The organism is Bacillus gobiensis, assembly GCF_001278705.1.
Taxonomy (GTDB): Bacteria; Bacillota; Bacilli; order Bacillales; family Bacillaceae; genus Bacillus; species Bacillus gobiensis.
In genome coordinates this window covers 745,090-760,298 of the sequence record NZ_CP012600.1, presented here as the reverse complement: position 1 = coordinate 760,298, position 15,209 = coordinate 745,090, and the positions used below count along the sequence as shown (strand labels likewise).

Sequence of the window (15,209 nt, the reverse complement as noted above, 5' to 3'; positions counted from 1 at the left end):
CTTCAATTATTAATAAAGGTGACAAGCTGAATTATTCTTCTGTGAAAAATATATTAATTGACTTTTTTAATTGCTTTTCTAAATGTTTTTTCTGTTTTTCAGTTTGATACTGCTCAAGTTTCCAATCTTGATTACAAGTCACGAAAAAATTAAGATCGCCTTCATTTTCTTCCAGCTCTATCTTCTTCACGATATTCCGTTTGGTAGCATTTAAGCTATGAGCAAATTTAAGAATTGCTCCCAATAAACGATACTTCGCAAGCTCACTTTTTGAAAACCATTGCTGAAACGGGTCAGCATTTCGCTTGAATTCCGATTTGTTTTTAAACGATGCTAATAATGCAAGTAGGATCCTTTCTTTATGAAGCAATCCATCAATAGTTCGATTTGCCAATAAATAAAACGTATGCTGGCTGCTCGTTTCTGAATCAATATACGACCCCAGATTGTAAACATATGCACCTCGTTTAAGAAGAGAAGTGTCCTGCTCATCAATCCTTGTCAGACCGGCATCATGCAAGAGACGGGCAAGCAGTATCGAAAGATCGATCATTTTCCAAGCGTTATTAATGTTAATTTCATAATCTGTAGCTAATTGACTAAAGCTTTTTTCGATTACATTAGGAAAAAGAGAGGTTCCATTTTCTTTTTTCAATTCTTCGTAAAAGATTCCATCACGAAGCCCTTTTCTGCTAAGAACAAACTGATCTGTATTGACGGTATCCAGTAAGCACTTAAATACTTCGATCGCCGGGAGGATAATATCTGCTCGATCCTTTGACAAGCCATCGACCCGCTGTAATTCTGAAAAAGTCATTGGCTTTAAAAAGTCGTTTATTTCGCAGATATCTTTACTGCTCATCATATATTGATGCAGTCCGGAAAGCGGATATCCCGTGTACTCTTGGTGGATCTGAACCATGTTTCGTGCACTCCCGCCTATGCCAATAATCGGTAATCTCTTGTCCTGAACCCATTCAAGTGATTTAAATTGATCACTGATAAAATTGCTTATGGCTTTTAGCTCAATGTCTGTAGGTTTTTCTGCTTCTACAAATTGCTTTTTCAATGATAATGCCCCAAAGGGAAAGCTGTGGTAACTCACCAATTTTCTATCTTCAAAATATGTAAGCTCCGTACTTCCTCCACCGATGTCAATTGTGACACCGCTTGTAAAAGGCGTCGAATTAACAACAGCCAAGTATCCGAAGTAGGCTTCTTCATATTCGGATAAAATTCTCATATCAAAATCTGTTTCATCCTGAACTCTTTTAAGGATCGTCTGTTGATTTTTCGCATGCCGGATCGTTGCCGTTGCCACACACTTTACTTCCTTCAACTGGTGGTGTCTCGTCACCTCTTGAAAGCTTCTAAGCGTCGAAATTAACTTTTGAATTCCCTCTTCTGTTAGAAAACCATCATTTGACAAATAATTACGCAAACGAGCTACAGCTTTTGCATTTTCTATTTCTTTTAACCTACCGCTCTTATCAAGCAAATAAATTACAAGCCTCATTGTGTTAGAACCTATATCAATAATTGCATACTTTTTTTGCATCATTTTTTATAGACCACCCTAGATCATTTTAGACAATTTTATTATATCTTAGATTTATGGGTGGTTAGAGTCAATCTTTATCTTCTAAAAAAATTTTATTACTAATTTCACATGACTTTAGCATATACAACAGAATCTCTTCTAAAATATATTGAAATGGAGCCTCCTTTGTAACTGGCCAAATTATTATGGTTGATGGAGGATATTCCACTCAGTGAATTTACGGATTTTTCTCAATCGATATTTTTCCACTCATGTCTATTGATACTGACCCAATCAGGTTAATCACAAAACTCATATAATTAATATAAAACTTGAATGGAGTGAAAACCATGTGCAATCAGTTATCTGTCTGGGAGATTCCAACCCGAGTCTTAGTTAAAGCTCTAACATCAGAATCCCGACTCCCAGATGAGCATGTACCCCCAACTGAAAATGAACATTCCTCTAAACATGTATCTATGACAGAACAAGAAACTACAATTGAAAATGAGCTTATATCTTGTGATGAAAGTGTGACTGAGCAAGAAGAACAAGAACCTGTAACTGAAAATGAACCTGCTGATGATGATGAACCAGCTGTTGAACATAAACCTTCGTTAATGGAAAGTAAGTGGCTTAAGCACTAAATCTACCAAATATGCGGCAACTCTTTTATGTAATCAAGGATACATCCTAATCTTTTTTCATAATTTAGGACATGCTGACAGTAAAATATCATATTTGAATAAGGATCATTAATCAACTTTTAACCAGGTGTATCATTCAGTTCAAATATGTTTTAAAAAAGTATCGTTTATCATGATGCTTTAATTTTTTGTAGTTTTTATCCTTGTTGACAGTATTTTTGCGTATTACAGAAAATTACAAAGAATCCGTTTTAAAAAATTTAATTAAAATGGATTCTTTTTAAGTTGTTTGATACTTAAACAATGAATAATTTCTAAAATATGTTAAAATATCAATTAACCAAGAATTTCTCATTTCTCCTTGTAGCAGAATCATGCTAATCACAATACATAGAAAAAAACGAAGCAGCAAATAAGATTCCTTTAAAGATTGGGTTAGGAGGGCTTCAAAAAAGATGAAAAAAACAAAGAGAAGGAATGACAGAGACAACACTGTAATGATTCATATATTTGATATTCTTATTCAATTTATTGAATATTTAATCTATCCAATCAGATGGTTAGGAAAAGTTATATTAAATTTATTTAATTGAAACTCAGAAAGGTTTGGCGCAAAAAAGCGTTGGTCCCTAAAGGCTTATTTAAACAAACTAGCACCCTTCAAATAAAGCGGGCTATTAATGTAAAAATGTCTCCCCATAAGGGATAAACACTTCAAATAGAGATCTATCAAGATCAAATTAGGCAATATTGGCAGGCTTCTTCTCGTATGATTGACCATGTCAGTAGTCTTCTGGTGTCTTTTTTCTTACAGCGCTCCCTCCTACTATTTCCCTTTTTAAAACCCATTAAATTCAAAAAAAATGATGTATTTTATTCATGGTAAACTTTGTATAATTAATGTAAAATTATATATAAAATTTTCATAAAATTGTGGGAGATGGTTAAGCATGGAGCGCAATTATTCAATTGACTTCATTAAATATTTTGCAACACTATTCGTCGTAGCTATTCACGCAAACCCGACAAATGATGAATTCTTTCAAAGTGTTAAAGAAACACCTCTAGACATCGTTGTTGATACTTTCGCTCGGTTTGCTGTTCCATTCTTTTTTATAGTTTCAGGCTACCTTTTTACACAGAAGCTAAAAATGACACCTAACCCTTTTGCGTATTTTAAAAAATACACATTGAATATCACAAAGCTTTATATATGCTGGTATACTTTTTATTTATGTTTTGGTGTTTTACTTCGTTTATTCCAGGAAAGTGGAACTTGGGCAGATAGAAAAGCAGATGCACTAAACTATGCTACCTCAGCTTTAGCACTGGAAAAAATTTTTTATTATTGCGAAACCACCAGCCACGGGTTTAACGGATTTCAATTATGGTATTTAATTGCTCTTATCTGGTGTATTGGCATTGTATACATTTTCTTTAAAATGAAGCGAATTTCTTTATTGTTAGTGTTAAGTTTGTTTCTGTATATAGTCGGGTTATTCGGTCAATCCTATTCGGTCTTTTTTAACATTTCTTTTGAAACACGGGATGCTCTATTTTTCGGCTTATTTTATACGGTATTAGGAAGCTTCTTTTCTTATTATTATGAATCAATCAAAGCCCGATTGTCCGCTAGGCCCTCTATTTACTTACTATTATTTTTACTATTCTCTTGTCTGGAAGTGGCCGAAAGGTTTTTGCTTGTAAATATTCTAGGAGGTCATAAAGGCGATTACTTTATTAGTACGATCTTTCTATCAATTTCATTGTTTTTATTTGTACTTAACAGTCCTAAACTAGGAAAAGACATTAATTTATCTAAAATAGGAAAAAATTCAGTAGGCATCTATATTGTCCACGTAGGTGTTTTATTTGAAACGTACAAAATTTTACTTTCTTTAAATAAACCGTTCTTTACTAACAGTGTCGTAGATTACTTTATCATTACTCCTATAGTGTTTATTATTTCTTATTTCGTATATAGATTGCTACAAGTTTTAAAGAAATATCTTTATCTTATACCTAACGGGTTTAATAAAAAGACTACTTAATTACTCACTGATTTTCAGAATTAATTAATCTGTTAATGGTGTATATATTCGGAGAAAACGAAAAAGCTCACTGATTGGTGGGCTTTTTCTTGTATGATGGATCATGTCTGCACCATCTGTGTTGCATCGACCCAGATCAACACGTCAGAAATAAAAATGGTCAGTTGTTTTTCACTCCATAATTCTTCACGAATATCCGTTTTAAACTTAACGAGGCTATCATATGGAACTTCAAATGTTTTTCCCGTTCTAATGACGAGGGTCTTGAAGTTTTTCTAATGAATCATATTTATTTGGATGTGGCAATTTCGGGCTTTAATTCTTAGAGAGAATTATCTTTCAGTGCATAGAACTTCAAATCTTCACATATCCTAGCTTTCGCTGGTTTGTAGTGTTTCCACTCTTTCTTGAGGTCTCCAACGGCTATCTACTTGACGGGATCCAGACCAAAGCCTAGATCCTTTTTTCATTCAGTTGGTGAATTAATCATAAAAGATTAAATGCATATCACTGCTAGTCCTTGATTTCGCAAAAAATTCCGCTTCATCTCCTCCATCAACAAAGCTACCAATACCTCTGAAAACCCCACATTCGCCTGATCCTAGATATCTTGTTCCTACATAATCATTATAACTTGTAGGATCGTATTCCCATAATTCAACTTTTAACTCACTATCTGGACCCACGTATTTGTCCCGACAAATCCTATAATCTCCACCAGTAGAGGCATACACATGACTTTCAGCACCGTTAGAATAAAGAGTTTCTTCTCCTAAGTAATCCCATTCCCCAGCACCCAAAGTTCCTATGCTGCTTGCAAAAGTATAAGAAGGTACCAACAACGCAGCGACCAATGCCACGACAATCATTTTAAACTTTTTCATACTCATACCTCCTCTCCCGTTTTGACTTGAAAAATCTTATTCGCCATATACTACTAAAATCTTCCTTATTTCTCCAATAAAATCATTTTTTGAATGATGGCATTTTCACTGGAATTCGTGAAATTGAGGGATTTGTTCATTGCATAAACCCTTACATCAAGCAAATTCATGTTACGGATATGAAAGGCGATACGAATTTTATTGGGTTTGTGGATTTGAAGAAGAAAAAAAGCCCACCATTCGATGGGCTTTAATTCTACGTATGGAAGACCGTAATAATCTTCTAACAAAATTTGAAGTTCTTCTTTTGAATGAAGAGATATCTCTCCTGGATCTTCGAAAAAGTCAACTTTTAAAATGGCCCTGCATTTCCTTTATAGTTGTAATTACCTTCATTGCTTTTGTAAACTTGATAAGCGAGATACAATACATAAAAGCTTCCGATTATCTGCATAACAATCAAAATTTTGGGTATTATCGTTACAAGTATATTATTCAACATAGCAGAAATAGCAAGTAATAAACCAAAAGCAATAGTTGCTCCATACGTATATTCCATTGCCTTTTTTGTCCCAGAATTATGCACGGTGGATAATATGACGATATTAGTAGGTCCTGGTGTAAAAGTAACAATAAAACAGTACACTACAAAAGATGTAATATTCATGAGGAAAATTCCTTTCGAGCTATTCTCATATAAATATACATCTTAAAATTAAATCGCTAAAGTATATTATGGCAGATTATATAACTCTACAAATTTAGGGTGCTGATACGTTATATTTCATTCTGTAGCACAAAAGGATATTTTCTTTATCTCCAGTCATCTTTATTATTAGCATTTTTCAACGGGGAATGCTGGAAATGCATTTTTACGCGTCCGCCAAATAAAATGGTCGGTTGTTTGGTCGATTGGAAGAAAACAAAAAAATAAAAAACCACTTCCGAAGAAGTGGATTTTTATTGAGAATCCCTTGTAAATAAGGGTTCTCAGGGTTTGGCACCCAATGATTCCAACTGGGCTCGAATCAGCGACCTCTACCCCTGTCAAGGTAAACAAGCTATTCTGTACCTCTAGAAACCTCTAGGACAAACCCTTATTTTATAAGGTTTGTTTAATTACATACCTGAAGAAAAATGCCCTCTTTTGAACAAAAATGAATTAGTTCGTCCCCATGCCTCCCCAATTATTAATTCAGTACCCTAGAGCCTGAGTCTTATGCCGGGCACACAGGAAAAACCGTCTGATGGAATCTCCATCAGACGGTTTAACGTTTTACTGCACTTGCTTTGTTTTTCGTTCTATTCGTTTTCTTGTTTTCATCTCTTCCCTAAAGGATTTAATCAACGAGAACATCATAAAGATTAGGATGAACGCAAAAGGGAAGGCGGCGATAATTGACGCCGTTTGCAGGGCGGTCAATCCACCGGACCAAAGCAGAACCAATGCCGCTGCAGATACAAGGATTCCCCATACAATTTTAATGATGTTTGGAGGATTTAAACTTCCGTTTGTCGTTTGCATACCTAGAACAAAGGTTGCTGAGTCTGCCGAAGTTATAAAAAATGAACAAATAAGTATTATCGCTAATATAGACGTGAAAGTGCTCAATGGGAAATGCGCCAATACAGCAAATAATGATACTTCGATACCTTGGGTGTTGATCATGTCCCCGAGGTTTACATTCATGATCCGTTCTAAGTACATGCCCGAGCCGCCAAAAATTGAAAACCATAATGTACAGAAAATGGATGGAACTACTAATACACCGATAATAAACTCGCGTATTGTGCGCCCCCTTGAAACACGGGCGATAAACGTCCCTACAAATGGAGCCCAGGCAATCCACCAAGCCCAATAAAAAAGTGTCCAGCTTTGCATCCATTCACTGTGCTGATGGTCAAATGGAGAGATGTTCAAACTCATCTCAGGAAGATTTTGGATATAACTTCCGAAGGTTGATGTGAAATAATTAAGCAAGAAACCTGTATTGCCGGCAAATAATAAAAAGAGCATCAGAATAACTGCGACGATTACATTCGCGTTACTTAGCCATTTTATTCCACGTCCTAACCCGGATATAGCTGACAGTATAAATAATACTGTAACGATAGCAATAATAATAAATTGAACTGCAATGCTTTTTGGGATGTTAGGAAATATAAAATGTAAACCGCCATTAATTTGGGCTGCACCAAGCCCTAATGACGTAGCGACACCAAATACCGTTGCAATAACGGCAATAATGTCAATGAGCTTGCCTATCCACCCTTTTACCCTATCTCCTAATAATGGATAAAAAGTGGCACTAATTAATCCGGGTGCCCCTTTTCTAAATTTAAAATAAGCTAGGGCGAGGGCGATCACGGCATATATTCCCCATGGGTGGAATCCCCAATGTAAGAAGGAATACCTCATGGCATCGGTTGCGGCCTGCTTTGTACCGGGATCTCCATAAGGCGGGCTCATATAATCCTGTAATGGTTCGGCTACGCCATAGAAAACAATGCCAATGCCCATACCAGCGCTGAATAACATGGCAAACCAACTGATGAGATTATATTCGGGCTTTTCATCGTCCTTGCCAAGTTTAATTTTTCCATATTTAGAGAAGATTAAATAGATCGCGAAAAGCAAGATGACACTTGCTACTATTAGATAAAACCAGCCAAAATTCGTTTGAAGAAATTTTTGGATATTGCCTGTGACACTTGCAAGATTATTGGGCGCAAAGGCACCCCAGAGAACAAATAAAACGGCAATAATAACTGAAATCGTAAAAACAATCGTTACTTTTTTCATCAAATCCACCTTTCAAGATCTTGCTGTTCATAACATGCCTCATCCATGGTCAGTCCTCTAGGAGACTATATTGAAATTCCCATATTTCACTATCTTTTAACTCATTCAAGGAGAGCTCTAAATTGTTTCCCAAAAAGATTGTTTCGCCGTTGATGGCCACCACCATCGCCTCAATGGAATGATCGCCATCTCGTTTTTTATATACATCACCAATATTCGGCATTTCACCTTGGGTACTTTTTGCAGGTTGATCAGGAACATTGCTCGTTAAATCAACACTATCTACCATATTTTTATCTAAATAATCTATAGGTTGACTGTCATTATCACGGCCTGGAACCATCAGTAAATATTCGTTATGTTTGACCCCATTAGCCTTAGTTGTGATAACCCCTTTGGTTTCAACAGACGATACAATTTCAATTTCGTTTAAGGAATAGTGATCCAAGTAATCGGGACTTGGATTCGTAATTAAGATATAGTCCCCTTCTTCAGCTTTTTTATCTTTGTAGAGTGTATAAGCCTTATGGTTGAAAATAAAGCTGTCAAGCTGTTTGGGTTTATACTTTTCAACTTTCGAGGCAGTGGTTAAATGCTGTGTTAAATCTTTCAGCCTGACAAGATGGACAGACTGTTTGTATACAGGCTTTACAGAATATACTCTGTGCAACTCATTGTTAAAATACACAAATTGTCCTTTTCTTACTTGATACAGTTTCACGTATAACTCTCCCTTCAGATCATTCAACTTTAAAAAGCAAATACATTAAATAATACCCGATGTCGGTTAACTTTCCCCTGAAGTTATGTAAATATTACCTCCACAAAATATTTTTTTCTTTGGTCTATAAACTCAACACGGATATACAAGGAAAGCACTCATTAATGAAGTAATTCTTTTATGGTAACATACATTGATCCTGATTGCCGAAACATCGGCATTACCCTTTTTTATATTATTATTCGTATAAGAATTCACATTATAATTTAGTCTTATAAAAGCTACGTTTTAAATCTCCATTTAGACAGTTCATCAAGATTACGATTTCCATTTCCTCCTATACCTTTCCAAAAACAGGTTTTCCTAGTATCAGGATCAAGTTTATACCTTGATTTATCGGCACGTGAACCATACGCTAATGAAATTGCGACCCATTGACCAGACGAGAAGCCTAGAGTAAATAACCACTCCATCAACTATAAATCCAGCAAGAATGCCTGCTACAAATACTGCCGTTACCACTACTAAACTTTGAGTCCCTAATTCGCCATTATCTGAGCGTAATTGAGAAATCTCACCATTAGCAATTGCATTACCGCCATGCTTAGGGCAAACAAAAAGCACTCTCTTTAGAGAATGCTTGTTAGTTGTTATTGTCTTACTTAGTTCGTTCATTACATTCTTCAACAATCGCGTACGATTGTTAAAGAACAAAGGCTGTTGAAGCTGTCTCGTACTTATTGAACTCCAGCACACATTAACTATTTATTAAAACGCAAAATTATCGATTTACCACAAGTAAAAATGGCTTTGTTACCTTTTAGGATTTATCTTTTTGTAATGACTTATTGCCAGGTGCAAACCAACCGATTAGGGCAATACCGACTAATACTCCATAGAAGATCAGACTCCAAGCGGTACTGTGAGGAAAATGATGATCTAAGACACCAATATCCTCATGGGCAAGGGTAATTACAGCCAGTTTGACACCGACCCATGCAACAATTGCATATGCTGTTGTTTCCAATGCTGGACGTTTTTCAAGAAGCTGTACAAACCAGGTTGCTGCAAACTTAATCAAGACAAGACCAGCAATACCTCCAAGAAGAACAACAATAAACTGCCCTCCATCCATACCACCGAAATCGTCTAGCGGTGAATCTGGAAGACCAAGGGCAAGAGCAACTGCAGCTAGAATCGAATCAATTGCAAAAGCGAGGTCAGCTAATGCAATCTTCCCTACTGTAGGCAAGAAACCTTTACCAGCGGATTCCTTTTCATCGTCCTCATGAATATTCTCATTTTCTTTCCCGAACCGTGCCTTAATGACATGCTTTAATCCTAGGTAAAGAAGATAAGCCGCTCCTATCGCCTGTATCTGCCAGACGTTTGCAATGAAAGAAATTGCAAAAAGTGCAGCAAATCTGAAAGTGAAAGCCATAATGATTCCGTAATTTATAGCTCTTTTTTTCTGTTGTTCAGGTAAATGCTTGGCTATAACTGCTAGTACAAGGGCGTTGTCAGCCGATAACAATCCTTCCAATCCAATTAGAATTAACAATGCCCAAGCATACTCTAACCATAGTGACTCCATCTACTTCTCTCCTTTCAATAACGAAAATGTCATGTAAAAGTTTCGCTAACTATAAATTTCCCAATTAAGTAACAGGTAATCCTAGAGAATAATGCTAAAAATGATTTATTCAGTTACTTCTAGTCCTCTATATTTTCCTTTTTAAACTACACCTTTAGTTTAATTACATTTCTTCACAATCTCATACAATAATAACATAAATATTCAATTTTTGGTGATTTTACTCGTTAATCGAATAAGTACACATTTTTGTTGCACTGTAGTGCAAACAAAATATCCATTTACATAAATAATCTTTTATTAGGTTACACTTTTTACTTTTTCCTTCATTGCTTCTTTAACCTGCGACGTTACTTTAATTACATTTATTCACAATCCCTTCAACTGAATCTCCCACTATCTGGCCCAATTTATAAAGAAGGACACATTTCTTGTTACAGAAATGCGCCCTATTGCGGAAGATCGTTATTAAAGGAAAGCACTTGTTAGTTGAATAAATTTGTTTTCTATTATTGTCATCTTAAAAAGAGAAAGACAGGAATAATGAACTCTAATGGTGCAATATCAAACCTAATTTAGTGAGCCTTTTCTTCAAAATGTTAAATATATCCATTTTATTATCCTTGAATGAAATCGTCACTTTTGTATTCTAAAATATCTCCAGGTTGGCAGTCCAAAGCCTTACAAATCGCCTCTAAAGTTGATAATCGAATCGCTTTTGCCTTTCCATTTTTCAATATAGAAAGATTAGCCATTGTATTCCAACCTTTTCCGAAAGTTCTGTTACGCTCATTTTCCTTTTAGCCAGCATGACATCAATATTTATTATAATTGCCATGTTATCCACCTCAGACCGTTAAATCATTATCTGATTTTATATCTATGGCTTCTTGTAGAAGTCTTTGAAGAACAGCAGCAAAGGTTGCAATTACACTTGAAGCAAAAGTGCATATTAATCCCATCATTATAACACCTGTTCTGTCACCTTCAATAAATAGAATTACAAATATTATTCCTAATATAATTAAGACACAAATTGTGATTGCACAGTACTTTATATACCTCAATGCTCTTACAGATAATACCGAGAAAGCCTTGTTCCTATCTATATAAGTTAAAAGTTTAAATGCTTGAAGGGAATAGACAATACATACGCGCATACTAAAAAGGGATATTGCAAGTAAGCAGTCTCTGGATTCGCTTCTGCATCTCTACTGGCTATCTCAGGCAATAAAAATATACACAAAGCAAGCACCACAATTCCAATAAGAAAAACAACTACCTTCAAGAAAATTGTTGAACCACTTTTTTGTTTCATAAAAAGCACCTAATTTATCGATTTGCAATAAATTATTATCAATTTTTATTATATTTTTATTGAATAATATTCTTTTTATTTTAGACAAAGATATGCTTTGACAGCTCTTTCTGTACCCGAGTGGTATAGGGAGGAACTTAAAGAATACTATGATTTGCGGGAGCAAGAAAAAGAAAATTTGGGTGATGCATGGGAAGGCGGAAACCATCAATTTGTATTTCACAGTGGAACCGGAAAACCATATTACTTTACTACTCCTACAAGTAAGTGGAGCAAATTTGCAAAGAAATTGGATTTGAAGTATATTCGACTTCATAACTTAAGACATATAATGGTAAACCCACTTATAGAAGAAGGAGCAAAAAATGAATGCAATACAGAAAAGAACTGGGCATGCAAATTTAAAAGTTCTTTCCGATACATATAGTCATGTAACGCCAAAAATGGAGCAGGAGACTTCGGAAAAATTCGATAAGCATAAACCAAAAAAATCCGTTCGTCCCCATAATTAGATGAAAAAAGCCACTTCCGAAGAAGTGGCTTTTTATATGAGAATCCCTTGTTCCATAAGGGTTCTCGGGGTTTGGCACCCAATGATTCCGACTGGGCTCGAACCAGCGACCTCTACCCTGTCAAGGTAAACAAGCCATTCTGTACCTCTAGGAACCTCTATGACAGACTCTTATTTTATAAGGTTTGTTTAATTACTTATCTGAAGAAAAATGCCCTCTTTTGAGTAAAAATGAATTAGTTCGTCCCCAATTCGTCCCCAATTCCTAATTTGAATGAGTAGAACTTGTTGAACGATTTGGAGCCTTTGGTAGCTGGGATTTTAACCGATGAGAAAAGAAGTTCCTAAACAATAAATAAAGAAGCCTTACTCCATCGGTAGGCTTCTGTTTTAATGAAAATTCAAGCTTTAATCTTTATAAGGATTATTTTGATTTCCGTCTTCGATCTAAGCGATCTTATGACAAAAATTTAATGGTTGTTGAACCTATTAAAAATCATTACCGTTAAGCTCCAGATGTTTTTTCAGGTTATTAGAAACCTTACGGAGTTCCTTCTTATCGGGCATATAATAGTAAGTACCCTTTATGATTTTATCTGATCCTTCAATTTTGTGCTGCTGTATGTTTTCTCGTGCAACTTTATAATTTGATTGGATCCTCCACATATCATTGAAGGTCATGTTTGTTTTCACGTTCTTTTCAACAACTTTGACTAATTCGCCAAATTTCGTGATTGAAGATGTACTCGCTCCTTTTTGTATTAAAGCTTCAATAACTTGGCGTTGGCGCTTTTGTCGACCGAAGTCTCCTCGTGGATCTAGCTTTCTCATTCGAGCATATTTTAAAGCTTCTTTGCCATTCAATTTAAGTCGTCCTTTAGAAAAGTGCACATTCTCAAAAGTGAAATCTAAATCATTATTTACCTCTACTCCACCTAACGCATCAACACTTTCTTCAAAGCTCTTGAAATTTACTTTTACAAAATAATCAACGGGAACATCTAAGAGATTTTCAACAGAATAAATTGTCATCTCTGTCCCTCCCGCTTGATAAGAACTGTTGATTTTGTCTTCTGCCGCTCCTTTTATCTTTGTATACGTATCGCGAGGGATACTTACCATATGCGTTGATTTAGAATGAGGATTAATTGTTAATAGAATCAATGAATCGGCCCGCCCGCTTTTTTCACCTGGACGAGAATCAAGCCCCATTATCAGAACAGATATCGGATCACCATCCTTGAAGTTGATGTTTTTCAGACGTTCTTCAAATTTAGGATTTCTGTCGATATCCTCGTGAATATCTGATGAAGTTGACATTACAAACTGAAATGCATAACTGACTGTCCCTAACATTACTACTGTAAAAAAGGTTAAAACAAACAACAGTACTTTTTTCCCCATTAACCTGGCCCCCACAATAAAACCTATAACTGTTTTTGTTACAAATATATTTTGAAATTAGCGAGTAACTATGCAGCAGAATTCTTCCCATGATAACTTCGCCCTGTCCGGGCAACTTTGTTCCATTTTTTGTTGAAGAAATAAGAAATACTTCCATACATGACAAAATACATCGATACAAATCGATAGACAAAAATATCAAAAATAATGGTGAATAGTAATCGTAACCCATCTTTCTTTTGAAATGAAAACCCGTAGTGCTTATTCATTCCAATTGCTGCCAAGTCATATGCTAACCCAAATAAAAAAATGAAAAACAAATAAGAAAATACGTAATACAAATACGAATGTTGAGGACTGTAAATCATATTTACAATAAATATCCCTGTCATTACATAAGACGCAAGGGTACCTACTAGTATCGTTTCAAATATATAAAAAAAGGAAACAGCTTTCGTAAATAAAGTTTTTCCGAAGAAGGACCGGAAATGAATAAGGCAATCTATGTATGCTTTTTGCCAACGCAAACGCTGCTTTGTTAAATCCTTCAATGTTTCAGGTAATTCCGTGTAACCAACGGCATCTGCTATAAAACTAATTTTTAAATTTTTGTGTTTCGCTATGTATCTATGGATCTTCAGGGTGATATCAATGTCTTCTCCTATTGTTTTTCGGTAACCATTCACATCTAGAAGTACTTGTTTATTGAATACACCAAATGCTCCTGAAATTACTGACAAAGCTTTAAAGCGTACAAGAGACAATTTTGAAATATAGAATGCTTTTAGGAAATCCAAAACTTGAACCCGTACTAGAATGTTTGCATAAAGTAACGACAAACGTTTCAAAGGTTTATCTGTTTTTGTTTGCAACACATGTACCATCCCACCTGCTGCAACAACATCTTTATCTTCCAATGCATCGTTTACAGCTAATAATGCATTTTCTGTCAAAACAGTGTCTGCATCTAATGTGATAATAAAATCTGTACTGGAATATTCAATTCCTGCATTTAAAGCATCAGCTTTTCCGCCATTCATTTTATCTATTACGTAAATATTTGGGTAAAGCTCAGATTGATATAATCCCTCGATTTTTTCATAAGATAGCTTACCGTGCGGAGACATTGAACATGGTTTCAACTGTAGTAATTTATTCAAATAAATCATTGTTTCATCCGTTGATCCGTCATTAATATAAATGACTTCAAATTGAGAATAGGATAATGACTTCATGCTCTCAATCGAAGTTACTATAATTCCTTGTTCATTGAAACATGGGACTAAAATGCTTATTCCCTTTTCTTCTATATATCCATGGTCGCTCATCCCTTTTTCCAGTCTGGGATTTCGGTTGATCCTTTCATTAGACTCACGGAACCACGGCAAGCAATGGTATAAATGTAACACTGGGAACGTAACACTTAAGAAGAAAAAAACTGTGATAAGTACATCCAAAAAATAACACTCCTTAATTAAATAACAGTCCGAATCAAAATTATTATCAACTAACTATAAGTTCCCGTAACGATACCTTTTTTAGTGGGTAGCAGGATAAATTAATTCATTGGTTATTTTTTGAATTCTTATTTAAAAATGTATTAAATTCAATTAACGTATTAGATTCAGCTCATAAAAAGCTTTCATGATTCACCTAGAAGGTAAAACCTTTCCTGAGATAAATTTCTAATTGTTTGATAAAACGACTCATATTTGTTCCCATTACTTCATGAGAAA

General features: G+C 35.2%; 10 protein-coding genes and 3 pseudogenes. 3 read left to right on the top strand and 10 right to left on the bottom strand.

What is annotated here, in order from left to right; all coding sequences use genetic code 11:
- Positions 1-31 precede the first annotated feature (31 nt).
- Positions 32-1,561: an exopolyphosphatase gene (ppx, locus tag AM592_RS03765; protein WP_053602544.1), complete on the bottom strand. Its 1,530-nt coding sequence runs from the start codon at positions 1,559-1,561 to the stop codon at positions 32-34.
- Positions 1,562-1,890: 329 nt separating this feature from the next.
- Between ppx and AM592_RS03760 the strand changes: the two genes are divergently transcribed.
- Complete coding sequence (locus tag AM592_RS03760) at positions 1,891-2,187, top strand: hypothetical protein (protein ID WP_053602543.1); 297 nt, start codon at positions 1,891-1,893, stop codon at positions 2,185-2,187.
- 950 nt (positions 2,188-3,137) lie between these two features.
- Positions 3,138-4,238 (top strand): acyltransferase, encoded by a 1,101-nt coding sequence (locus AM592_RS03755; RefSeq protein ID WP_053602542.1) that lies wholly within the window; start codon positions 3,138-3,140, stop codon positions 4,236-4,238.
- A 482-nt stretch (positions 4,239-4,720) separates the two neighbouring features.
- Here AM592_RS03755 and AM592_RS03750 read toward each other — a convergent pair whose 3' ends face one another.
- From AM592_RS03750 to AM592_RS03710, 7 genes and pseudogenes are all read right to left on the bottom strand, one after another.
- The gene (locus AM592_RS03750) at positions 4,721-5,122 is read right to left on the bottom strand and encodes a hypothetical protein (protein ID WP_053602541.1); all 402 of its coding nucleotides are present in this window, start codon (positions 5,120-5,122) and stop codon (positions 4,721-4,723) included.
- 385 nt (positions 5,123-5,507) lie between these two features.
- Positions 5,508-5,789, bottom strand: a pseudogene (locus AM592_RS03740) (LysE family translocator); the annotation flags it as partial.
- 609 nt (positions 5,790-6,398) lie between these two features.
- A complete protein-coding gene (locus AM592_RS03735) occupies positions 6,399-7,925 on the bottom strand; it encodes a glycine betaine uptake BCCT transporter (protein ID WP_053602539.1) in 1,527 nt (508 codons plus the stop codon).
- 49 nt (positions 7,926-7,974) lie between these two features.
- Complete coding sequence (locus AM592_RS03730; protein ID WP_053602538.1) at positions 7,975-8,646, bottom strand: hypothetical protein; 672 nt, start codon at positions 8,644-8,646, stop codon at positions 7,975-7,977.
- 820 nt (positions 8,647-9,466) lie between these two features.
- A complete protein-coding gene (locus AM592_RS03720) occupies positions 9,467-10,240 on the bottom strand; it encodes a TerC family protein (RefSeq protein WP_053602536.1) in 774 nt (257 codons plus the stop codon).
- Positions 10,241-10,857: 617 nt separating this feature from the next.
- Positions 10,858-11,078: pseudogene (locus AM592_RS03715) on the bottom strand (helix-turn-helix domain-containing protein).
- A 10-nt stretch (positions 11,079-11,088) separates the two neighbouring features.
- Positions 11,089-11,558: pseudogene (locus tag AM592_RS03710) on the bottom strand (DUF2975 domain-containing protein).
- Between the two features lie 365 nt (positions 11,559-11,923).
- Between AM592_RS03710 and AM592_RS24080 the strand changes: the two are divergent.
- The gene (locus AM592_RS24080) at positions 11,924-12,070 is read left to right on the top strand and encodes a hypothetical protein (RefSeq protein ID WP_158320290.1); all 147 of its coding nucleotides are present in this window, start codon (positions 11,924-11,926) and stop codon (positions 12,068-12,070) included.
- 488 nt (positions 12,071-12,558) lie between these two features.
- On the opposite strand, the gene AM592_RS03700 is transcribed toward AM592_RS24080, so the two are convergent.
- On the bottom strand, positions 12,559-13,473 hold the full coding sequence (locus AM592_RS03700) for an LCP family glycopolymer transferase (protein ID WP_053602534.1): 915 nt from the start codon (positions 13,471-13,473) through the stop codon (positions 12,559-12,561).
- Between the two features lie 68 nt (positions 13,474-13,541).
- On the bottom strand, positions 13,542-14,801 hold the full coding sequence (locus tag AM592_RS03695; protein ID WP_225970372.1) for a glycosyltransferase family 2 protein: 1,260 nt from the start codon (positions 14,799-14,801) through the stop codon (positions 13,542-13,544).
- Between the last annotated feature and the right edge of the window lie 408 nt (positions 14,802-15,209).

What these genes read in the sequence shown, in the direction of transcription:
- AM592_RS24080 (WP_158320290.1), top strand. Translation starts at nt 11,924, where the DNA reads ATGAATGCAATACAGAAAAGAACTGGGCATGCAAATTTAAAAGTTCTT.
- AM592_RS03695 (WP_225970372.1), bottom strand. Translation starts at nt 14,801, where the DNA reads ATGAGCGACCATGGATATATAGAAGAAAAGGGAATAAGCATTTTAGTC.
- AM592_RS03760 (WP_053602543.1), top strand. Translation starts at nt 1,891, where the DNA reads ATGTGCAATCAGTTATCTGTCTGGGAGATTCCAACCCGAGTCTTAGTT.
- AM592_RS03700 (WP_053602534.1), bottom strand. Translation starts at nt 13,473, where the DNA reads ATGGGGAAAAAAGTACTGTTGTTTGTTTTAACCTTTTTTACAGTAGTA.
- AM592_RS03750 (WP_053602541.1), bottom strand. Translation starts at nt 5,122, where the DNA reads ATGAAAAAGTTTAAAATGATTGTCGTGGCATTGGTCGCTGCGTTGTTG.
- ppx (WP_053602544.1), bottom strand. Translation starts at nt 1,561, where the DNA reads ATGATGCAAAAAAAGTATGCAATTATTGATATAGGTTCTAACACAATG.
- AM592_RS03735 (WP_053602539.1), bottom strand. Translation starts at nt 7,925, where the DNA reads ATGAAAAAAGTAACGATTGTTTTTACGATTTCAGTTATTATTGCCGTT.
- AM592_RS03755 (WP_053602542.1), top strand. Translation starts at nt 3,138, where the DNA reads ATGGAGCGCAATTATTCAATTGACTTCATTAAATATTTTGCAACACTA.
- AM592_RS03720 (WP_053602536.1), bottom strand. Translation starts at nt 10,240, where the DNA reads ATGGAGTCACTATGGTTAGAGTATGCTTGGGCATTGTTAATTCTAATT.